This is a genomic window from Flavobacterium sp. KMS (genome assembly GCF_000813005.1).
GTDB lineage: Bacteria > Bacteroidota > Bacteroidia > Flavobacteriales > Flavobacteriaceae > Flavobacterium.
The window spans coordinates 18,462-42,531 of sequence record NZ_JSYP01000013.1; the positions used below are offsets into that span (position 1 = coordinate 18,462).

A 24,070-nucleotide genomic window follows, 5' to 3' on the forward strand; every position below is an offset into this window, starting at 1 on the left:
GTAATGTTCCTCAATACCCAGTAAATAGTATTAATTAAACAAACCAAAATTATGAAAAAACATGTTGTTAAACAACGATTACTCTTTCGAATCATGAAAATAACATTATTTCAGTTTGTCTTGGCATTTGTCTTTTCAACTGTCACTATGGCAAATAGTGTGAAAGGACAAAGGAAATTGGATACGAAGGTGACTATTGACGTTGTTAATTTGAGTTTGGATAACGCGTTATCTAAGCTTGAAAAATCAGCTAAAGTTAAGTTTTCGTACAACTCAAGAATGACTCAATTGAATCAGAAAGTGAGTATCGAAGCCAATGATGAAACTTTATCTAGTATTCTTAATAGAGTACTAAAACCATTTAATATTACTTACTCTGAGGTAAGTAATCAAATTATCTTGCAAAAAGATAGCTCACAAGCAGCTAACTTTGAAGATATAGACCTCCCAAGCTCATTGTTTGAGAGTTTATTTATTCCAGTTGTAAAAGGAAAAGTTGTAGACCAAAGTGGTGATCCGTTACCAGGAGCGACTGTACTTGCAAAAGGAAGCAAGGTTGCAGTACTTACAGATTTCGATGGTAATTTTACTATCGATATGCCAGCTAACACTACAAAATTGGTTGTTTCTTACGTAGGTATGGAAACAAAAGAAGTAAATATAACAAACTCACCACTTACAATTACTTTAAGTGAACAAGGACAAAACTTAAAAGAGGTTGTGGTTACTACAGGTTACGAAAAAACATCTAAAAGAACTTTTACAGGAGCGATTAGTAAAATTTCGGGAACTGAATTAAAAGTTGATGGAGTTGTAGATATCAGTAGAATGATTGAAGGAAAAGCTGCGGGTGTTACAGTACAAAACGTTACTGGAACATTTGGTACTGCTCCTAAAATTACTGTGCGTGGATCATCTTCAATTTTTGGAGATACAAAACCTTTATGGGTTATTGATGGTGTTGTACAAGAAGATATTATCAATATTTCATTTGCAGATTTAGCTTCTGGAAACTCAGAAACATTATTAAGTTCATCTGTTGCAGGATTAAACTCTAACGATATTCAGAGTATTGAAATTCTTAAAGATGCTTCGGCTACATCTATTTACGGATCAAGATCTTTAAATGGAGTTGTAGTTGTAACAACTAAACAAGGACGTAGAGATTCTCCTTTAAAAGTAAGCTACTCTTTAGAGCAAACTGTTAGATCAGTACCAAATTATACTCAATATGATATCTTGAACTCACAAGAATCTATGAGTATTTTTAAAGAAATGGAATCTAAAGGGTATTTAGATTTGCCATCAACTGTACAAGGAAGATACGGTGGAGTATATAATATTCTAGGAAAAGCTATTAATACTTACGTACCAGAAACTGGTGGTTATTTAGTAAACAATGATCCTGTAAGTCGTAATAACTTTTTGAAAAAATATGAATCAGCTAATACAGATTGGTTTAAAGTTTTATTTAGACCATCTATTACACAAAGCCACTCTTTGAGTTTTTCTGGAGGAGGAAAAAACAATACATTTTATGCGTCTTTAGGATATTATACAGATCCGGGATGGACTATTGCTGATCAAGTGAAACAATTATCTACAAATATTAAAGGAACATTTTATATAAATGACAACTTAAATATTACTTTATCTACAATGGCATCTGTTAGAGATCAACAAGCTCCGGGTACATACGAAAGCCAAAAGGATGAGGTTTTTGGAAAAGTTACCAGAGATTTTGATATTAACCCATTTAGCTATGTTTTAAATACAAGCAGAACGTTAAGACCTTATGATGAAAAAGGAAACCTGGAATACTATCGTAATAACTGGGCTCCTATGAACATTATTAATGAGTTAGAAAATAACTATTTGGATATTAATGTAAAAGATATCCGTTTTCAGGTGGATTTAGATTATAAAATAAACAAACATTTAACTTATAACCTTACTGGATCTGCTCGTTATGCAAATACAACTAGAGAGCATAAAATTTTAGAAGATTCAAATGTTGTTGGAGCTTATAACGCAATGGAAACTACAATTGTAAGAGATGCAAATATCTTCTTATACAAGAATCCAAATGATATATCTATACCACCAGTATCAGTTTTACCTAATGGAGGATTCTTGAGAAAGTTTACAAATGATATGACTTCTTATAACATTAGAAATAGTGTGAATTATAGAAATACATTTAATGACAAACATGAAGTAGAAGGATTTTTTGGTACTGAGTTAAGATCATTAGATAGAAACAGCGATAATTTTACAGCTGCAGGTATTCAGTATGACAGAGGTCTTACCGCTTTTACAGATCCTAGAATGATCGAAAAAGTAATTAATGAAGGGAACTCTTATTTTGCATTTAATGCAGAAAAAGAAAGAACTGTAGGTTTCTTCGGGAAAGTAGGTTATACTTTTGATCGTCGTTATACTGCTTCTGTTACAGGACGTTATGATGGTTCTAACAGACAAGGAAATAGTGGTTCTTCTAGATGGTTACCAACATATACTTTTAGTGGTAAATGGAATGTTACTGAAGAAAAATTCATGCAAAACTTAAAAGCTATAAACAATTTAGCACTAAGAGGTTCGTATGGTTTAACAGCAACTGCTGGACCAGCAACAAACTCTTTGGCTATATATAAGAGTATGATAGCTAATCGTTTAAACTTAAATGATAGAGAAACAGGTATTGAAATCGATCAACTACAAAATGGTGATTTAACTTGGGAGAAACAATTTGAAACTAACATTGGTTTAGATTTAGGATTGTTTAATAACAGAGTACAATTAGTAACTGATGTTTACAGACGTAAAGCTTTTGACTTAGTTGATTATGTTGTAACATCAGGTATTGGTGGACAAAAAATTAAACAAGGTAATAATGCAAACATGGAAACCAAAGGTTTAGAGATTGGTTTAACAACGCAAAATATCGTAAGTAAAGATTTTAAATGGTCTACAACATTCAATTTTTCAGTATTTAATCAGGAAATAACGAAGTTAGAAAACCAACCAACTGCTTTTGATTTAATTGATGGAAACGGAGGAAACGCTATAGGACGTCCTAGAAACTCTATTTATTCTTACCAATTTACAGGTTTAAATAATCAAGGTCTTCCAACATTTAAAATGCAGGATGGAGCGGCAAATAACATTACTGGAGCTAATTTTCAGGATAATAATAACGTAACAGATTATTTAAAATACGAAGGATCAATAGAGCCAAATAAATCATTTGGACTTGCTAATACTTTTACTTATAAAAACTGGTCATTATATGTTTTCTTCGTAGGATCTGCAGGAAATAAAGTTCGTTTAAACCCTATTTATGATAGTGAATATGATGATTTAACAGTATTTACAAAAGACTTTACTAACAGATGGATCAATCCAGGTGACGAAAACATTACTAATGTTCCAGTTATTGCAGATAAGAGATTAAATGCTAATTATGATGGTGCACGTACGCTTGCAAGAGCATATAACACTTACAATTATTCAGATGTTAGAATAGCTGATGGTGATTTTGTACGATTGAAAAACATTTCATTAAGCTGGGAATTTCCTAAAGATTTTAAGAGAAAAATTGGTGTAAATACTTTTACTCTTAAAGGATCTGCAGTTAACCCTTGGTTAATTTATTCTGATAAAAGATTAAACGGTCAGGATCCTGAATTCCGTAATACAGGAGGAGTAGCATTTCCTATAACTTCTCAGTACACATTTACTTTAAATATTTCATTATAATAGTATTAAATTATGAAAAATATAAAAATAGCGCTAGCATTATTATTACTTCTAGGTATTAGTAGTTGCGATGAGTTTCTTTCGGAAACACCAGATAACAGAACACAAATAGATACTCCGGAAAAAATATCAGAATTATTGGTAAATGCCTATCCAGTAGGTGGAACTTATATGGATTTTGCCGAAACAATGTCTGATAACGTTACTGATGGAAGATTAACAGAGACATTACCTAAAAACCTGCAGAATTATAATTGGGAAATGCAGGATGAAACTAATATAGACACTCAGGCAAACTATTGGGATGCATGTTATAGAGCTATTGCGCATGCTAACAAGGCATTGCAGGCTATTAAACAGTTAGGGTATCCTTCTAATTTAAATTCACAAAGAGGAGAAGCATTATTGGCAAGAGCCTATTCTCATTTTATGTTAGTGACATTCTGGTCTAATCGATACAATCCAGCTACTGCTGCGACTGATTTAGGTATTCCGTACGTAAACGAACCAGAAGAAGTATTAATTAAAAAATATACAAGAAATACTGTTGCAGAAGTTTATGATTTCATTCAACAAGATATAGAAGAAGGTTTGAAATATGTAACAAACGAGTATAAAGAACCAAAATTTCATTTTAATAGAGAAGCAGGAAAAGCATTTGCAAGCCGTTTTTATCTTATAAAAGGGGACTGGGCTAAAGTACTAGAGGTTACAGAAGGATTAGGATCAAAACCTGCTGGAAAAATCAGAGATTATTTAGCATATACAAGTTTAGATCCAAACGTACAGTTTATCGATTATGCAAAAGCTGAACATCCTACAAACTTATTAGTAATTTCATCTTATTCTATTTATTCTAGAGCGACTCAACAAAATAGATTTTATTTAGGTTCAAATCAAGCGATTGAAATTTTTGGGAACGCAACAAATATATATAACAAAGCTTGGTACTATACTACATACTCTTATAACAGTAAGACAGATTTCCGTCCTAAGTACAAAGAATATTTCAAGTATACTAACCTAACAGCTGCAATTGGAGAACCTTATTTAGGGACAGTGCTTTTTACAAACGATGAATTTTATTTAAACAGAATTGAAGCACTTGTTATGTCTAACAGAATTGCTGAAGCAAATACAGAGTTAGAGTTCTTTTTAGGAATGAGAACAAAGGCTTATAATGCAGCAACTGATAAGTTAACAGAGGCAAAAATTGTTGCTAAATATCCAGTTATTACAGATGAGTATACACCATTTTATACTATGACTCCAGTGCAGACATCGTATGTAAAAGCTATTGCTGAGGCTAAAAGAAGAGAATTTATTCATGAAGGTATGAGATGGTTGGATGTGAAGCGTTTTAATCTTGTAGTGAAGCATGATATTTTCAATAGTCCGTCAAACACATTAGTTAAAGATGATAAACGCAGAGCGTTACAAATACCGCTAAGTGCATCAAGCAACGGAGTTGAAATAAATCCTAGATAAAAATTTAATATAAAGTATTATGAAAATATTAAACCAATATAAAAAATTAGCATTAATTGCTGGAGTAGTTATGATTTTTTCTGGTTGTGCTCATGAGGATCAACCGGGTGAAAGCCAGTTAGATTTTACTCAGCCAGTTCAAACAGATTTAGATAAATGGATTACTACAAATTACCTTATTCCGTACAATATTAATGCACGATACAAATGGAATCAGAACACGGTTGATAATAGTAGGTTTTTATTTCCTCCAACGATCGATAAAGTGCAGCCAGCCTTAGAAATTGTTCAAAAAATATGGTTGTCTAGTTACGCAACCATCGGTGGAGCTGATTTTGTTAAGAAAATTGCACCAAGAGAAGTTGTTTTAGTTGGTGGAGTAAATATGAATGACAATGGTACCAGAACATTAGGAATTGCAGAAGGAGGACAGAGAATTACACTTTTTGAAGTAGATTATATCAACAGACAAAATCGTGCAATAGTTTCGGAGTTTATTCATACTATTCAGCATGAGTATGTTCATATTTTAAATCAGAACAAACCTTTTGATGAGCAAGCTTGGGGTAAATTAACTCCTTCAGGATATACAGCAACCTGGCATTTAGAAACTAATTCGGCATCGAGAGAATTAGGATTTATAACGAATTATGCAAGAAACAATATTGTTGAAGATTTTGCTGAAACGGCTTCTATAATCTTAATTAGCTCTAAGGCAGAATATGCAGCTATTTTAGCAAGTATAACAAGTCCGAAAGGAAGAGAAGATATTAAAAAGAAAGAAGCTATTGTAGTGAAGTATTTTAAAGATGCCTTTGATATGGATTTCTATGCATTAAGAGACGAGGCTGAAAAAAATACTACAATTGTAATTAATGGCAATTAGTAATTATACTATTAAGTTCTAAAACATTAACTTAAAATAACATTATGAAAATAAAATATTTATATAAGTTGCTAATTGTTGCTTTTGTAGCAATTCAATTAGTTGCTTGCAGTAACGGTGATACTGAGGAAAAGTTTGATCAAACACCTACTGCAAGAACAAATGCTCAGTCTAAAAAATTAGATGAGTTATTGCTGGCATCAGAGTATGGATGGAAAGCCGTTTATTTTACTGATAATACACAATTAGGAGGATATACACATTTATTTAAATTCTCTCCTGGAGGGAAAGTAACAATGGCATCAGATTTTGACAGTGATACAAAAAAGTATGATAGTCAATACGAGATTCAATTAGGGAGTACTGTAAGTGTAGTTTTTACTACTGCTAACAGAATACACCTTTTATCTGACTCAAGATCATACCCAACGGAAGATTTGAAAGGTCAAGGATATCTGGGTGATTTTCAGTTTTTATTTTATGGAGAAGATAAAGGAGATATTATCTTTAGAACCAACAGAAAGTCTATAGAATTACGTTTTGTAAAAGCTACTGCTGCCGATTGGGATAACTTACCACAAAATACAATAATGGAGCAGAATGTAATTGGAGCAAATACACGACCACTTTTTAGATTATTAGAAACAAATGATGGAACAACTGTACGTCAGTTTGATTTTAATTTTGATGATGCGACTCGTTTTGCCACTGCTGATCCTATTACAGCTGGTTTTTCTGAAAGTTATAATGTAGGTGTTGGTTATTCTGCAACAGGAATGATAGTAAGCCCTGCTATTGTAGTTAAAGATCAAGCTTTGTCTGAATTTGTTTATAACGATGCGGATGGTAGCTTCACAGCAACTGGAACAAATGGGGTATCTGCTACTATTAAGTACACTACAAAACCGTTAGTTTTAACAGATGATTATAAAATCATTTTAGATGGACAACCAGCAACAGCATTTGGATACATTGCACAGTATTTGAGTAATACGGCTGGAAATTCTCTTTTATGTAAAACATTATTGAATGAAATTAATGCTAGTTTACCTGCAGCACAAAAGGTTAACAGAGTTCAATTTCAATTTAATGATGCAGGAAGTACGTATATAGTATATACATTCACAGGAGGAAAAGCGACACTATATCATAATGTAGAAGTTGTTGAGGATGCCGTAAATAAAACAATTGTCCTTAAACATATTTCTTGGCAAACTGCAACTGCACTTATTGCTGAGCCAGTATTATTAAAGAAATTTGATCAGGAACTAACAAATCCAAAAGGTTTATACTTTAAAAAAGAAACTTATAAACTAGGAGGAGTACCTAATACAGTTTATACTTTTACTTCAGCTGCTAGTAATTTCAGATTAGCAACATATGCTTTTCAATAGTTAAATGCAAAAAATAATTTTACAAAAGGGCTGTCATAAAAAGATAGTCCTTTTGTTTTTTTTAATGTATAACAAAAAGTAAAATTTATGGAACCAAGTAAAGAAACCAAAGATAAGTGGCATCAAGATCCATCAAATTGGATTTGGGGAATTTTTTATTTTAATAAAGAAGACAAAAGAATACTTCCTCCAAAGAGAATAAAACAATTAGGCTGGACAATAAATTTTGCAAATCCAAATTCAGTTTTCTTTTTGTTAATCTTACTTGTAGTGATTTATATTTTATCAAAATATCATTAAATAATAATTAAAATAGAAAGTGAAATTTTATGAATAATTCAATATTTATTTTATCGATTTTGGTTGTGTTAATAGCATTAGGATATCGGTTCAAGAACAAAAAGAATTAAAAGTGGTACAGTTTAAAACAGCATAAAAACAAGTTTATTATTATAGATATTATTATATTTTTGTGCAAAATTTAAAACCCCAAAACCAATGAAAAAACTTTTACTTTTATTTTGTGCTGCAAGTTTAGTATTTACTTCTTGCTCTAGTGATACTGATGACAATGCTGCTTCTATCATTTCTGACGTTCCTGTCATTCCTATCCTTCCTACCGTTGAAACAGTTATTTTACCTAAAACAGAGAAGTATACATATGCATCTCATCCAGAAGAAAATTCGACGACTACCTATACTTATAATGAAAATAAAATTGTGAGTCTTGTAGCTGATGGAGGTCATAAAACTTTATTTACCTACACAGGGAATTTAATTACCAAAACCGAATATTATGAACAAAATGTATTGCTTACAACTACGGTTTTTACTTATGAAAACAATAAATTAAAATCGTATCTGGAAACTCCATCTGGTAATTCTTCTAAGAGAAGAAAAGATTATACTTATAATGCAAATGGAACAATTTCGACTGCTACTTTTTTAATTTCGACTGATCAAGTAGAAACATTAGATTCTTCGAGCATATTTACTTTAGATGCTAGTGGTAATATAGTTAAGGTAGAATTTAATGATAGTATCAATTTATTTGAGTATGATACTAAAAATAGTCCGTTTAAAAATATTTTAGGATATGCACAGTTATTAGATTCTGAAGCTTTTGATCAGGAAGCTAATACAGTAAATAATTTTACTAAACTAATAGAAAAAGAAGGAGACGTAATTGTAGGAACTCATACTTACGAGAATACTTATGATACAAACAACTTCTTGACGAAAAAAGTTAGTAATGGAGAAACTTATGAATATACGTACTAGTATAGAATCTCTAAGTTTAGTTCCTAAAAGAAAATACCCAACTAATATAATATAAGTTAATTTTCCAAAAAAGCAGCAAGCGTAAGTTTGCTGCTTTTTTTGTTTATAGGTATTTCTTGTCGCAAAAAAAGTTAGTTTTTTTTAATTGTTTTATTAGATAATTTACATAAAAAAAGTGTTTCTGTTTAAAAGTAATTTCTTATATTTAATTACTTAAAAGTCTAAAAATCAATGGACTTAAAATGATTGATGAATCTAAAAAATTTTATAATTTAAGTTACTATGTTAAAAACAATTTTGAATTTAAATGGAGTAGAATTACTAAGTAAAAATCAACAAAAAAACATTGTCGGCAAAGGACAAAGAGGGTCGGGAAATACTCCTAGATGTTCAGATGGTAATTGGGCACCTCCAGGAGCTAATCCTGCATATTACCCTAATTATCCATGTGCAGATATTGCTGAACCAGTAACAGAACCTTGTTTTCCTACATTTCATGCAGACGGTACCGTAACTGAATGCTAAATAAATAGGATTCTCTATATTAAAAAGTCTAAAAATCAATGGACTCAAAATGATTGATAAATCTAAAAATTTTATAATTTAAGTTGCTATGTTAAAAACAATTTTGAATTTAAATGGAGTAGAATTACTAAGTAAAGATCAACAAAAAAACACAATTGGTAAAGGTTATAATGGCCCGATATCTGTACCTAGATGTTCTGATGGTGACTGGGCGCCTTCAGGTCCAGGTGTTAATCCTTATGACTATCCTAATTATCCATGTATTGGTCCTCAAGAAAGACCTTGCCTACCAACACTTTTAGAGGATGGAAGTGTAACTGGATGCTAATAAATATTGAAAAAAGATAAAAAAGCCGTTTCGTAATTTGAAACGGTTTTTTAGTTTTAATGCCATTTCTCATCATAAATTAAAAAAATATTTACACAATACATATGATTCCTAACTTTGATAAAGACGTTTTAGATAAGATAGAAAAGATAATTGGTATCCCTTTTATATCAGATTCTTATGCTATAGGAGCAGTATGTTTTGCAAATAATGATGAAGTTCGACCTGAATTTAGAGAAAGTTTTAATACATTTCATGTGCTGGATTATATCAATGCCGTGATTTGTAAATATGGAGATAAAACTAATTTTTATAAGATTCCATATCCCGAAGATTCAACTTCTTTTTGGGAATTAGTTGCAATTGGTGCCAAGCTTCGTAAAAATGATTCAGTAGATAAAACTAGAAATGAAAACTATTTTAAGATAAAATGGTACAGCAAGAATAAATAGAAAATTAATGAAAGATAACGAATTTGACCATGAAAATTGTACCGTTCAGGAATGCGATACAGACTATATTAACCTGAATGGTAATTCACCAATGTACAGTATTTTTCTATTGGAAGGCAATGGAAAAGTTAGCGTAGATTTGGTAGAATACACTTTTGAAGGTAAAATTATACTGTTTACAACACCATACCAAATTATTCATTTTGACATAAAAAAGCCCATTAAAACCAGAAGATTACAATTTCACGGTGATTTTTATTGTATAGAATATCATAAAAAAGAGGTTGCCTGTAACGGACTTTTATTCAATAATATTTATCAGAAACCTTATGTAAATCTTGCGACTGAAGATTATATTGAATTAGATTATATTTTAGGAAAACTAATTATAGAACTTGAAAATACTAGTAGTTATGCTATGGCAGTTGTACGTTCTTATTTGCAATTAATATTAGCATTATGTAGCAAAATAAAATCAGAAGATAATCTTGTTCATGAAGAAAAGAACATACATCACCCATTAATTCAGTTTAAAGATTTATTAGAAAATAACTTTCGTAAAGAAAGACAGCCCTCTTTTTATGCTATGCAAATGGGGATTTCGCCTAATAATTTTTCGAAATTAAGTAAGCATTATTTTCTAAAAACACCATCTATATTAATTCAGGAAAGAGTTATACTTGAGGCAAAAAAGTTAATTCATCTTAGTTATAAAAGCATGAAACAAATTGCAGCTGAGCTAAATTTCGATGACGAAAATTATTTCAGTCGCTATTTTAAAAAGCATACAGGAATTACACCAACTGCATTTCGAGAAAATGTTGGTATATCTATCGTTGCAGATTCGTCTAGGTAATAGCCATATTTGTCCATTGTGAGCAGATCATAGAGTAGTTAATTTTGGCATTTAAATGTAAATATCATTAACAAATAAAAGTATGAACATATTATCGACCTTATCAAATCTACAAAATCAGTTTTTTAATTTAATGCGAATAGCCATTTTTATTGTAATGGTGTGGATTGGCGGACTTAAAGTTTTTCAATATGAAGCAGATGGAATTGTACCTTTTGTTGCAAATAGCCCATTAATGAGTTTCTTTTATAACAATCCGAGCGAGTATAAAGATCACAAAAATAAAGAAGGCGAAGTAGTCGAGGAAAATATCAAATGGCATAACGATAACGGTACTTATATTTTTTCGTACATATTGGGTACAGTAATTATAATTATAGGATTGCTAACCTTATTTGGAATTTTTAATGTTCGTTTAGGACTTGTAGGAGGAATTCTAACTGCTGGTATGGCATTGGTTACGCTAACTTTTTTAATTACAACACCCGAAACTTGGGTTCCTGATTTGGGTAGTTCTACACATGGGTTTCCCTATTTATCAGGAGCAGGACGATTGGTAATTAAAGATGTTATTATGATGGCCGGTGGATTATTATGTGCGTCCGATTGTGCCAAAAGAATAATTACCCAAAGAAATTAATTTTCAGTTTTTTTTGCAATTTGATTATCTCAAAAGGTTTTTAAAATCTGTTAGGTATGTTCTATTAATTATGTTGTTCAGTAAATAAAAATGAATAACTATTGTTTTAGTTCATCGTCATTAAAGTCAAGAAAAACATAATTAATACAGTACGGAATAGATCTCTTGCAAAGTCGCAAAGCCGCCAAGTTAGCATAGATTTTCTCTGCGGCTTTGCGGCTTTGCGCGAAAATTTAGTCATAATTTGTTATAAAGCTTTGCCTAATGACATTGACTCAAACGATAAACGTTTTACGATGTTAACCAAGTAATAAAAAACCAGATAACCAAGAAGTAATTTTATTCCAATTAAGTTTAAATTTTTGCGGAGAAAAACCATAGAAAGATTTAAAAGCAGCAGAGAAATGCGACACATCTTTATAGCCACATTTGTAAGCTACTTCGCTAACACTTATTGTTTTAGATTTAAATAATTCTTTGGCATGTTTCATCCTAAGCTCGATAATATAACTTTTTACAGTAGTTCCAAAACACGCTTTAAATCCTTTTTTTAGCTTGAATTCATTAAGAGAAATCATTCTCGAGAGTTCAGGAAGAGTAGGGGCATGTACGTAATCTTTATCCAGGATTAACTTGGCTTCTAGTAGTTTAGTATAATCCTCTTCGTCTATTAAATCCTTTGGAATTGCCTTCTCAATAAGGGCTTCCAATTGTAAAATTAATAGTTCTTTAATTTTAGTTTCGATATACATTCTTTTTAAAGCGCCTTGTCGATTACAATTTTTAATTTCATGAATAACCCATTGTATCGATGATGTAAAAGGAATATATCTAGAAGTTAAATAACTGGATTTTTTTAAGAGAATATTCTTTGAGAATTTTTGATGAAGTTCCCAATCTTCATTGATAATATTGTAATAAAAATCTTTTGATAAGATTATTGAAAAGTAATTTATTTGCTCAAATGGCGGAATTTTAAATGTGGCTTTATAATTTGAAGTATAGAAAATATTATGAGTGTTTTCTCTTGAATATTTTTCAGTTTCTAGTTGATCAATGTAGGTTTCGACATTATTACAGCATATAAAATTCATCACAATCGATTCACAAGTAATCTCAAATAATGCCGTTTGTGGTTCAGAAAAATACATTTGAGTATCAAGAATCACAAGACCATCAGTTATTAAATGATGACTTTTTATTTCTTCTAAAGTTTCATTTTTTATAAATACATTTTCGTCTGCCAAGTGACTTTTTGGGTCATAGCCATCATAAACCGCAATAGAAATTATTGGGTGTTCGTGACTGAGAAGTTTCGATTTAATTTTCAAAATAATAATCCGTTTTTACAAAATAATAATCCGTTTTTCCCTATATAAAAAGGAGACGTTCGTGGTACTTTTGCTGCAAAGTTATTTATAATTAGTCTAAGTAAACATATGTCAACTCATAAATTTTCAATTTTAAGTATATTTTTTTTAGTATCCTTCTTTTCATTTGCCCAACAAAATAAGGGGATAGCAGTCTCAGGACAGATTTCGGAGAGTTCAGGACAGAGTATTCCATTTGCAACAGTAAGTTTAGAAAAAACAGATTTTATCATTATGTCCGATGAAAACGGAAAATATAATTTTAAAAATGTTGCAGCAGGAAATTATGTTTTAAAAGTTTCCGCAATAGGGTTTTCAACTTCAAAAAAACACATCGAAGTTAAGGGGACAAGCGAAATAATTTTCTCCGTTCGTTTAGAAAGTGAATTAAACGAATTAGAAAATATAACAGTAATGGGACGCACCCAAACGGAGAAAATAAATAAACAATCATATAGCGTAACAGCAATCGATGCAAAAAAACTACACAATTCGACACTAGACTTATCACATGCTTTAGATAGAGTTTCGGGTGTTCGTGTTCGTGAATCAGGAGGAGTAGGTTCTAAATCGCAGCTTTCTATTAATGGGTTTTCAGGGAATCAGATAAAAGTTTTTATTGACGGAGTACCGATGGATAATTTTGGATCATCGTTCCAACTGAATAATATTCCTGTTAATCTTGCCGATAGAATCGAAGTTTATAAAGGGGTTGTGCCTATTTGGTTAGGTGGAGATGCACTTGGTGGAGCCATTAATATTGTTACCAATTCTAAACCTCGTACTTATCTTGATGCTTCATATTCTTTTGGATCATTTAACACGCATCGAACAACAATAAATGCAGGATATACTGCCAAGAGTGGTTTTACTACCGAGATAAATGCATTTCAGAATTACTCAGACAATAATTATTGGGTAAATGTAGAAGCCGCAGATTTAAATACGGGTGCTTATTTTCCAAATGCTCGTGTAAGAAGATTTCATGATAAATATCGTAATGAAACCGTAATACTGAATGTAGGTATAACTGGAAAAAAATATGCCGATAAATTATTGTTTGGTTTTACAGCTGGTGAGAATAGAGCAGATATACAAACAGGAGCACGTATGACTAGCGTATTTGGCCAAGTGTATGGTAAAGGAAATATCTTGATGCCAACTGTAAAATATCAGGTAAAAGATTTCTTTACAAAAGGTTTAGATGTTAGCGTTACTGGTAATTTTAATTTTGGTGAAGAGCAAAATGTTGATACGGTTTTTCGAAGATATAATTGGTTTGGAGATTATATAGTAATACCTGGTTTAGGAGGAGAGCGTAGTCGTACGTTACGTAAGTTCAAAAACAATAATGGAATCGCTACAGCAAATTTTACTTACCGTTTAAACGATAGACATTCGTTTATGCTGAACAACACTTTTAACACCTTTAATCGTAAAGAAAGTGATGAGTTGGTTCCTGAATCACTACTATATCAGCAACCGAAGAAATCTCAAAAAAATATTATAGGTGCAGGTTATAAATTTGATTATAACGCAAAATGGAGTACTTCAGTATTTGTTAAAAATTATTCTTTGAGAAATACCTATTCCGAGAGTTATAACCCTTCGGGGAATTGGGGAGATATTGCCTATATAGAGCATGCAGATAATAAAAACTTGTTTGGATATGGTGCTGCAAGCAGTTATTACTTAAAGCATAATTTACAGATAAAAGGATCTTTCGAAAAAAGTTACAGATTGCCAACTCCTGATGAATTATTCGGAAATGTTAATGATAATGTGGCAGGGAATAGTAGCCTTAAGCCAGAAACGAGTAATAATTTTAATGTAGGATTAAGTTATCAAACTAGCTTCAAGAAAGTCAATGCAATGACATTTGATGTTAATTTTTTATATCGTGATGCAACCGATTTTATTCGTTCAGAAATGAATTTAAATCAAACGATGATCACTAACGTTAACCAAAAAGGGGTTACAAATTTTGGTATAGATGGTGAAGTGAGATATTCTTATAAAAATAGATTTACTGCTGGTGTGAACATGACGTATCAAAATATTCGTAATATGACACAATATGAGCCAGGCAAAAATGTTGAATCAGCATATTATAAAGACAGAGTTCCTAATATCCCTTATCTTTTTGGTAATGCCGATGCCTCCGTTTTCTTTTATGACTTCATAAAAAAGGGAAATAATTTATCTATTGGTTATAATTTTTTATACGTACACACTTATTATTTGTCATGGCCAAGCCAAGGTATTAAGGATGGTAAACTAGATATACCGCAACAATTTAATCATGATTTAAATGCAGTATACACTTTTGCAGATGGTAAATATAATATTGCTTTAGAATGTAAAAATGTATTAGATAATAAGCTTTACGACAACTTTTCGTTGCAAAAACCAAGTCGTTCATTCAATATAAAATTCAGGTATTTCTTTACCAAATCAAATAAATAATTCAAATAAATCAAACAATAATCATTATGAAAAAAACTAGCACATTAGCGATATTCGCTGCTTTAATAGCCTTTACGTCATTTTCTTGTAGCAGTGACTCTAGCTCTCCAGATGGAGGAACACCAAGCACAGGAACAGAAAAAACAAAATATATTATTACAGCAACTACAGGGGCAGAAGGAATTGCTGATTATTTATTAACTACAGATGATATTACTAAAGGATCTATTACAACAACTGGTAACGGATTAGAGCAAGATGGTTCGTACCGTTTTTATATTACAAACCAGAATAAATTTTTTAGTTTACTTTACGGACAAGGAAATCCGGGAGCAGTTACTACTTATGCATTGACAGCTGAGGGTAAATTGACTAAAACATCTAACTTTCAAGCTGAAACAGTACAGGTTTTTGCAGCAGTAAACAAAGAAATTTTAACAATAAAAATACCAAGAAGAGGTGCGTCATCTATAGCATCTATGTATAGAATTGATGCAACATCATCACTTATCGTGGGTGGAGCACAACAAGATATCATAAAACTGGCTAAAAACGGAGAAAGAGCACATTATACATGGGCAACACAGGTAGGAGATAAGGTATATATGCCATACATGAGTATTAAAGGAGACGAGGTTGATACCTTCGGAACTAAATATCCAGATAGTACGTGGGTTGCAGTATATAACTACCCAGAATTAAAATTAGAAAAAGTAATTAAAGATAACCGTACAAGTTATTTAGGAGATTACTTTTCAAATGGATTAATCCAAGATGAAAATGGAGACGCATACGGTTTTTCTAGTGCAGTTGCAACAAGTAATAGTGTTATAACTTCGACTAAACCATCTGCGGTAGTGAAAATTAAAAAAGGAACTACAGAATTTGATCAGTCTTATTTCTTTAATGTAGAAGAAAAATCTGGCGGACATAAAATTTCTTCAAGCAGTTATATTGGTAAAGGAAAAGTGTTATTACAAATGTATGGTAATGCTGGTAAAAATAACGGAGTGGCTAAATTGGCTGTAGCCGATGTGTACGCTCAAACTTTTAAGTGGGTTACTAATGGACCTGAGGTAATTAAATCAACTACTACAAATTATAATATTACTACAGAAGATAATAACTCACTTATATTAGGTATTAATACACCAGATGGTAACTGGATTTATACAATTAATGGTTCAACAGGAGTTGCTACTAAAGGTATGAAAGTAGAAGGTGGAGAAATTACAGCTATTGCTAAATTAAAATATTAATGTGATTAAAAATGCCGTTTCAATTTTGAAACGGCATTTTATAAATTTAGTAAACAACATAAAACTTGTTTACTAATCCTTAGTAAGCCCTGTAAGCATAGGTGTATAAAGATAATTTAAGTGATAAATTATTGTTATTCTGATATGAAAATTATTTATAATTAGTCTTATTAAATAAAAGTAAATTTATAAATTTGCGTTTTCAGATGTTATTTTTTGCTAACCTTTTGCCTTTAGAGCTTATGGTTCTTATTACATAATTTTTATAGATTTCAAAAACATGTCTACTTCTACTCAAAAAAAGAAAAAAAGTAAAAAGTCACTTTTCAAACGCACTGCAGCCTGGCTGCATTTGTGGTTAGGATTAGGATCTGGTATCATTGTGGTGATTGTCAGTCTTACTGGCTGCATGTACGTTTTTGAGCATGAAATAAAAGATTTTATAGAAGATTGGCGTTTTGTAACTCCACAGGAAAAAGCCTATTTGTTGCCATCGCAACTTATAAGTATTGCCGATAAGGAAATGAAAGGCAAAAAAGCCACCAGTGTTACTTTTGGAGAAAAAGACGAAGCAGCAATTGTGGGATATTTTGTTGCTAAAAAAGAAAAGAAAGAAGATAATAAAGGTAAGGAAGAAGAAGCACAAAAAGAGAAAAAACAAGTAAAAGCTGGTAATCTGGCTTCAAATGACAAGCCTAAAGATAAAGAACCAAAACGTAAAAAAAGACGAAGCGGTACTACTTTTAATGTGTATATGAATCCTTATACAGGACAAGTTCTTAATGTTAAAGCATTTTCTAGAGAAGACCCCGATTTTTTTAGATTTATGCTTAATGGACACCGTGCTTTATGGTTGCCTTATGATATTGGTCGTCCTATTGTAGGAGTTGCTATTTTAATTTTTGTAGTAATATTAATTACAGGAATAATTTTATGGTGGCCAACAAAATGGATTAAATCGATCCGTGATAAGAGTTTCAAAATTAAATGGTCGGCTAGTTTTAAACGTGTAAATTATGATATGCATAATGTACTTGGTTTTTACAGTATGTTTTTTTTATTATTTATTTCATTAACAGGTTTAGTTTGGAGTTTTGGCTGGTTTAGCAAATCATTATATTGGGTAACTTCTGGAGGAAAACCATTAGTAGAAAATAGAGAATCACCTAAATCAGATACAACAACCGTTAAAGCATTTCATGTTTCTACAGTAGATAAAGTGATGCTTAAATTAGTAAAAGAAAGTCCTCAGGCAGCTGGGATTTTAATATCAATGCCCGAAAAACCATCAGATCCTATTGGAGCTTTTGTTTACAAAAAAAGCAATACCTTTTACAATATGGATCGCTATAGTTTCGATCAGCAATCACTCAAAGACATTACAATCAAAACCCCTTTTTCTGGAAAGTACGAAGATGCCAGCGTTCCAGATAAAATACGCCGAATGAATTATGATATTCACGTAGGAGCAGTCTTGGGACTTACAGGAAAAATTTTAGCTTTTTTCGCAAGTTTAATTTCTGCCAGTTTACCTATTACAGGATTTTTAATTTGGTGGGGAAAACAAAAATTCAGCAAAAAAGGAAAAGCAACCCCAACGCCCAAAGTAGCTTCTAAAGCTGTTCCAGCACCAAAAGTGCTAGAAGAAGAAATGTCATTTTAGATAAAATATTTTTTTACCATTAAGGGATTAAGAAAATTAGGTTTCATTATGAACAAGTCCCAACGGGACGTTATATTTATAGAAAATCCCCAATATTGTCATTTCGACAAAGGAGAAATCTCCGCAAGAAACTCGACAAAGATTGTGGAGTTTCTTCCTACGTCAGAAAGACAAGTTTGTGGTGAAAAAACTAACCATTAAGACATTAAGTTCCATTAAAAACAAAGCTTAAATTTTCTTAATCCCTTAATGGTAAAAAAAAACTTTTTAATCTGTGGCAAAAAAATTAACCGCAAAGGTCGCAATCCCGAAGCGTCGGGATACGCAAAGGACGCAAAGATTTTAAGCTTTAATATCTATTGAAGATGCACTGCAGTGCGCCTCTACAGAAAACCTATGAGCCTTTTTTATTCGCAATACAAGAAACCTTTGTCACTTTGCCTCTCAGAACCTTAGTGCCTCAGAGTCTTAGTAACTTAATAAAAACTATATCCTATCATAACAAAAAAGCTTTCATTATAAATTTTCAATTGTTGTTTTGTGTTAGCATTTTCTATTATTGGCACAAAGCCACGAATAAATCTTCCGCCAATATTAATTCCATTTTTGAATTCGTAATTTAAACCTGCAACAAACCCAGCATCCATTTTCTGACTATAATTACTAGAAGCTTCGCCAGAACCATAAATCGATTTATCGGTATATAGGTTTCCATCGGCATCTTTACGTTGTATGGAAGCATTTAATAAAACGCCCAGATACGGTCCTGCATAAACTTGTAATCCTTTGTAATATAAAGTTGGACTCACAGGAAATATATCAATATACTGACGTTTAAATTTACTTGAGAATTCGGGATTTATTCCATCATCGATTTTGATAGACATTATTCGCTGGCTGTAAAATAATTCGTGTTTCAGTCCGAAGTATTTAGATGTTTTATTGTCGAGCGTAATCCCGATTGATTGTCCGATTAAACTTTTCTGAGATCCATCATTAGATAAACTATCAACATCTCTACCTGTTAATGATGTCCAGTTTATGCCACCACTTATACCAAAGGTGAGACCATCTTGTTGCGCGCTAATTTTGAGTATAAAAAAAAGCATGATGCAAATTGTATATGTATTTTTCATTGTTATAAGTATTATTTTAAAAATTAATATCCCAAATACCAGCTGCTTTTTCTAGTTCAACCAGTGCTGCAGCATAATTATATAGAGTTTCATAATAATTAAGTTGAGTTTCATTATAGGTTCGTTGCGCGTTTAATACTTCGAGTAAACTGGTTTCACCGCGTTTGTAGCTATAAACCTTTCCATCTAGCAAACGTTGCGCATCGGCCAATAAACCAGTATTAAATTGGCGTACTTGTTTTTGTGTAGTGAGATAATTAAACCATGCTTTTCGTACTTCTATCTGGATTTGTAATTCTGTTTGTTTGTACAATACATCAGCTTGTTGCACACTATATTCAGCTGCTTTTAATTCGCCTTTATTTCGATTAGAAAACTTAAGCGGAATAGAAATACCTCCAGAAACAGCCGAAGAAGATGGGGTAGGAGCAACACTATTTGTTACTACAGAAGCACTTTCTACTCCTATATTTAATCCTAAATCCAGAACTCTATTTGCCTTGGCTAATTTTAAAATATCCTGTGATACATTTTTATTTTTAAGTGCAGCCAATAAATCGGCTCGATTGTTTTCGGCAGAAATTATAAGTTCATTCAAATCAAATAAGCGATCGAATTTTGCTAAATCCCCAATAGGTGAATACAAAGTATCTGCTTTTTGATTTCCTACCAAGGTTCCCAGTTCTAATAGAGTAGTCTTCCAATCGGCTTCGCTTTGGTACACCTCATTTAGCATCGTATTGGCTTCTAGTTTACTTTGGCGTGCATCAATTTCGGTTATGCTACCCAATTTAAACCGAATACTATCGGCTACAGCTATATTATTAAGAATCGTATAAGAGTTTAATTGTACCTTAAATATTTCCTTTTGCTTTAAGCTGGTTAAATAATTTAAAGTTGCATCGGCACGTAGGTTACGAAAATAATCTTCTAATAAAGCTTTTGTTAGTTCGCTAGTACTTTTTGCTACATTTATTCGAGCTTTTCGTTTTCCGCCAAGTTCCAATGTCCAACTTAATTCAGTCGAAAAACCATAGCCCATTTGCATTCTGCGTTGTCCATTATCACTAGCTCCAATAGCGAGTTCAGGATCAGGAAATACTTTTGAAGCTTCTACATTAGCTTCAGCTATATTCATATTAAATTTTTCGGCTGCATATCCTAAATTGTTCTTATTTACTAAGGATAAGAAATCAGGATAATTCATTTTTACTTGTGTAAATGTGGTATCAATTTGAGCATTTATTACTGCCGAAATATTCAGCATTAACAAAAGAAATACCCATTTATATTTTATATTTTTAATCATAATGTATCGTTTTATAGATTATCGATTTAATGTTGTAGTATTCTGTTTTCTGTATCAAATTTTTTCTCGATGAGATAATAAAGAGATGGTAAAACGAATAGTGTTAGTATTGTAGAGAACATCAGTCCGTAAACAATTACCGTTGCAAGAGGTCGCTGTACATCGCTGCCTATACCAGTTGCTAATGAAGCAGGTAATAATCCTAATACGGCAACAGTTGCAGTCATTAATACAGGGCGGAAGCGTTGTTTAGCACCATTTGTTACTGCGCTGAGTAAATCCATTCCGTTTTTACGAAGTTGATTAATATGCGAAATCATGATGACTCCGTTTTGTATTGCAACTCCAAATAAGGCTATAAAACCTACGGCAGATGATACATTGAGCGTCATGTCACGAACATTAAGGGCCAGCATTCCTCCAAATAATGCCAGCGGAACGATACTCATTAGTAATCCTGCCTGACGGAATTTCCCAAATGCACCATATAATAATACAAACATTAATGCCAAAGCCAGTGGAACTATTATTGCCAAATGGCTATAGGCGCGTTCTTGATTTTCAAATTGCCCGCCCCATTTTATTTTAAATTGCTCATGGTCGTATTTTACATTTTGTTCAATTTTAGCTTGTGCTTCTTTAAGAAAAGAACTTAAATCGGCTCCTCTTAAGTTTAACCGAACCGTAAGATGGCGTTTGTTCATTTCTCTGGCAATAGTACTTTCTCCAGTATTGAGTTTGATATCGCATACTTGAGATAATGGAATTTTTATGCCTTCGGAATTCGTCAACATTAGGTTTCCTATTTTTTCAGGATTATTGCGACTTTCTTCATTGTATCTCGTTATAATATCATAAACTTTATTACCTACAAAAATTTGCGAAACAGCTTTTCCTCCCATTGCAACTTCTATCAATTCTGATACATCATCTACGTTCAATCCGTATTGAGCGATTTTCTGGCGGTCGGCAATAACTTGTATTTGTGGTAATGGTGGTTCTTGATCTATAGCAAGATCTACAGCGCCTTTTACATTTTTTAGGGTTTTAATAATATCCTCGGCAATTCTGCGGGTTTCTTTATAATTTTCCCCATATATTTTTACGACCAATTCGCTATGCGCTCCAGAGATTTTATCCATTACGCCATCAATCATAGGTTGCGAAAAACCAACATTATATCCAGGCATTGTAGCATATTCAGCAGCAAGTTCTTTGATTAAATCGGCTTTGGTTTTACCCGATTTCCACTGACTATAAGGCTTTAAGCCAATACTGCATTCGTAATGTGAAGGTGTCCAAGCATCTGTTCCATCATCATTGCGTCCTGCCTGAACCATCATATAAGTTACTTCATCATGTTTTAAAGTCCGATGACGAAGCGTATCACTCATTTCTTTTGATTTCTCTAAAGTAATACCTGGTGGTAACGAAACCTGTAGCCAAATTGAACCTTCATCCAGTGGTGGTAAAAAATCTTTTCCGACCATTACAGTAAGAATAAAAGCAAGGGACAATACACCAATTAAAGGAGCAAATACCTTTTTTGGAGTCTTCATTATTTTTAGAATTCTGTTATGATAGGAATTAGTCAGTTTATCCAGCCACTTATTATGATACATTTTTTGTGGTTTGCGATAAATAAAATAAGCCAGTCCCGGAATAAGTAATAATGCTACCAATAACGCTCCAAAAAGAGCATACCCAACAGTAAATGCCATTGGTGTGAATAGTTTCTTCTCGACACGCTCAAAAGCAAATAATGGCAAATAAGCAGTAATGATAATTAAGGAGGCAAAAAAGATAGGACGAGCGACACTTTTTACTCTCTCGGCAATGCTTTTTTCTGTGAGTTCTTCGGCTTCATTATCTTCTCGTTTTTTCAGAATAGTTTCCATCATTACAATTGCGCCATCTACAATAATTCCAAAATCTATTGCTCCCAATGAAAGTAAATTGGCAGGAATGTTGGTTAATTTCATTAAGATAAATGCAATCAAAAGCGAAATAGGAATTGTAATCGCGACTAATAATGCGCCTCTCCAACTACCCAGAAAAACGATTAATACAATAATTACCAGTAACATCCCTTCCAGTAAAGTATGAGAAACGGTTGTAAGTGTTGTATCAACCAAATCGGTTCTGTCCAAAAAAGCATGAATCTGAACACCTTCAGGAAGGTAATTTTTGTTTAAATCATCAACTGCTTCGTTTACACCTTTTAAAACTACCGATGGGTTTTGGTTTTTTAGCAAAAGCACAATCCCTTCAATATTATCCGAATAATCGGCACCACGTTTGTCTGAATATCCTAGAGCACCTTTACGCTCAAGATTTCCGTATTTTAATGTACCAATATCATTTAAATAGATAGGAACACCATTTACCGATTTCACGACTATGCGCCCAATATCTTCCAAATTTTTCACCAAACCTATTCCGCGTACCACATACGATTGATCTCCGCGATTAATGACGCTTCCGCCAACATTGGCATTATTCTTTTCGATAGTTTCGGTTACTTCACTTAGAGATAAACCATATTGCTCTATTTTGCGAGGATCAAGTTCAACTTGATATTGAGTTGTGATTCCTCCAAAATTGGTAACATCGGCAACACCCGAAACTTGTTTGATACGAGGGATAATAGTGTATTCTTGTAATTCACTTAATTCTCGTAAATCATGACTTTTGCTTTCGATGATATAGCGGTAAATCTCGCCAGTAGGAGATGTAAGCGGGTCTAAACCGGGTGTTGCTCCATAAGGTAATTCGACGTCGTTTAAGCGTTCCTGAATTCTTGTTCGGGCAAAGTAATCTTCGACACCATCATCAAAAACAATGGTTACCATAGATAAACCAAAAGTGCTTTTGCTTCGCATAACATGCATGCCAGGTAAACCATTTATGGCACGTTCTATCGGAATTGTAATTTGCTGTTCTATTTCTTCTGCAGCCAATCCCGGAACTTGCGTTACCACTTGCGAGGTTACATCGCCAATGTCTGGGTAAGCTTCTACCGAAAGTTGTGTCCATGAATAATACCCAAATAAGGATAGGAGTAAAAATAACGCTAGAATTAGCCAGCGTTTTGCTATTGTTGTTTCAAATATATTTTTTTTCATTTTTTTTATTATAAGGTTTAAAGACGCTGAGGAACTAAGGTTCTAAGGTGTCTTTTGTAGTTAATTTTTCGCCACAGATTAAAAGGATTAAAAGATTTTTTTACCATTAAGGAATTAAGTTCTATTAAGAGCA

18 protein-coding genes are annotated in these 24,070 nt (G+C 32.4%); 14 read left to right on the plus strand and 4 right to left on the minus strand.

The features are described 5' to 3' along the window. Positions 1-51 precede the first annotated feature (51 nt). From OA93_RS14195 to rclC, 11 genes are all read left to right on the plus strand, one after another. On the plus strand, positions 52-3,759 hold the full coding sequence (locus OA93_RS14195; protein ID WP_082001821.1) for a SusC/RagA family TonB-linked outer membrane protein: 3,708 nt from the start codon (positions 52-54) through the stop codon (positions 3,757-3,759). Between the two features lie 12 nt (positions 3,760-3,771). After that, complete coding sequence (locus OA93_RS14200; protein ID WP_039114028.1) at positions 3,772-5,247, plus strand: RagB/SusD family nutrient uptake outer membrane protein; 1,476 nt, start codon at positions 3,772-3,774, stop codon at positions 5,245-5,247. A 19-nt stretch (positions 5,248-5,266) separates the two neighbouring features. Continuing rightward, positions 5,267-6,133: a putative zinc-binding metallopeptidase gene (locus OA93_RS14205; RefSeq protein WP_039114029.1), complete on the plus strand. Its 867-nt coding sequence runs from the start codon at positions 5,267-5,269 to the stop codon at positions 6,131-6,133. A gap of 44 nt (positions 6,134-6,177) precedes the next feature. Then, complete coding sequence (locus tag OA93_RS14210; RefSeq protein WP_039114030.1) at positions 6,178-7,527, plus strand: DUF4302 domain-containing protein; 1,350 nt, start codon at positions 6,178-6,180, stop codon at positions 7,525-7,527. Between the two features lie 87 nt (positions 7,528-7,614). Continuing rightward, positions 7,615-7,827 carry a DUF5808 domain-containing protein gene (locus tag OA93_RS14215; protein WP_039114031.1) on the plus strand — a complete coding sequence of 71 codons (213 nt, stop codon included), beginning with the start codon at positions 7,615-7,617 and terminating at the stop codon, positions 7,825-7,827. 198 nt (positions 7,828-8,025) lie between these two features. Continuing rightward, complete coding sequence (locus tag OA93_RS14220) at positions 8,026-8,808, plus strand: hypothetical protein (RefSeq protein WP_039114032.1); 783 nt, start codon at positions 8,026-8,028, stop codon at positions 8,806-8,808. Between the two features lie 282 nt (positions 8,809-9,090). Beyond that, positions 9,091-9,333, plus strand: coding sequence for a hypothetical protein (locus OA93_RS14225; RefSeq protein ID WP_039114033.1), 243 nt, complete (start codon positions 9,091-9,093; stop codon positions 9,331-9,333). A gap of 88 nt (positions 9,334-9,421) precedes the next feature. Next, positions 9,422-9,661: a hypothetical protein gene (locus tag OA93_RS14230; RefSeq protein WP_039114035.1), complete on the plus strand. Its 240-nt coding sequence runs from the start codon at positions 9,422-9,424 to the stop codon at positions 9,659-9,661. Between the two features lie 104 nt (positions 9,662-9,765). After that, positions 9,766-10,113 (plus strand): hypothetical protein, encoded by a 348-nt coding sequence (locus OA93_RS14235; protein ID WP_039114036.1) that lies wholly within the window; start codon positions 9,766-9,768, stop codon positions 10,111-10,113. A 7-nt stretch (positions 10,114-10,120) separates the two neighbouring features. Then, complete coding sequence (locus OA93_RS14240; protein ID WP_039114037.1) at positions 10,121-10,969, plus strand: helix-turn-helix domain-containing protein; 849 nt, start codon at positions 10,121-10,123, stop codon at positions 10,967-10,969. 82 nt (positions 10,970-11,051) lie between these two features. Beyond that, positions 11,052-11,609 (plus strand): reactive chlorine resistance membrane protein RclC, encoded by a 558-nt coding sequence (rclC, locus tag OA93_RS14245; protein ID WP_052259455.1) that lies wholly within the window; start codon positions 11,052-11,054, stop codon positions 11,607-11,609. A gap of 299 nt (positions 11,610-11,908) precedes the next feature. Here the strand turns inward: rclC and OA93_RS14250 are convergent, their stop codons facing one another. Beyond that, positions 11,909-12,940 (minus strand): AraC family transcriptional regulator, encoded by a 1,032-nt coding sequence (locus OA93_RS14250; protein WP_039114039.1) that lies wholly within the window; start codon positions 12,938-12,940, stop codon positions 11,909-11,911. Positions 12,941-13,048: 108 nt separating this feature from the next. On the opposite strand from OA93_RS14250, the gene OA93_RS14255 reads away from it, so the two are divergent. The 3 genes from OA93_RS14255 (at position 13,049) to OA93_RS14265 (ending at position 18,367) form a co-directional block, all read left to right on the plus strand. After that, on the plus strand, positions 13,049-15,445 hold the full coding sequence (locus tag OA93_RS14255) for a TonB-dependent receptor (protein ID WP_052259456.1): 2,397 nt from the start codon (positions 13,049-13,051) through the stop codon (positions 15,443-15,445). A gap of 26 nt (positions 15,446-15,471) precedes the next feature. After that, the gene (locus OA93_RS14260) at positions 15,472-16,704 is read left to right on the plus strand and encodes a DUF4374 domain-containing protein (protein ID WP_039114040.1); all 1,233 of its coding nucleotides are present in this window, start codon (positions 15,472-15,474) and stop codon (positions 16,702-16,704) included. 280 nt (positions 16,705-16,984) lie between these two features. Next, on the plus strand, positions 16,985-18,367 hold the full coding sequence (locus tag OA93_RS14265; RefSeq protein WP_039114041.1) for a PepSY-associated TM helix domain-containing protein: 1,383 nt from the start codon (positions 16,985-16,987) through the stop codon (positions 18,365-18,367). Positions 18,368-18,843: 476 nt separating this feature from the next. Here OA93_RS14265 and OA93_RS14270 read toward each other — a convergent pair whose 3' ends face one another. Genes OA93_RS14270 through OA93_RS14280 form a run of 3 tightly spaced genes read right to left on the minus strand, consistent with a single transcriptional unit; the run spans position 18,844 to position 23,937 of the window. Then, complete coding sequence (locus OA93_RS14270; RefSeq protein ID WP_082001822.1) at positions 18,844-19,503, minus strand: outer membrane beta-barrel protein; 660 nt, start codon at positions 19,501-19,503, stop codon at positions 18,844-18,846. A gap of 16 nt (positions 19,504-19,519) precedes the next feature. Further along, on the minus strand, positions 19,520-20,812 hold the full coding sequence (locus OA93_RS14275) for a TolC family protein (RefSeq protein WP_039114042.1): 1,293 nt from the start codon (positions 20,810-20,812) through the stop codon (positions 19,520-19,522). Positions 20,813-20,838: 26 nt separating this feature from the next. Beyond that, positions 20,839-23,937: a CusA/CzcA family heavy metal efflux RND transporter gene (locus OA93_RS14280; RefSeq protein ID WP_039114043.1), complete on the minus strand. Its 3,099-nt coding sequence runs from the start codon at positions 23,935-23,937 to the stop codon at positions 20,839-20,841. Between the last annotated feature and the right edge of the window lie 133 nt (positions 23,938-24,070).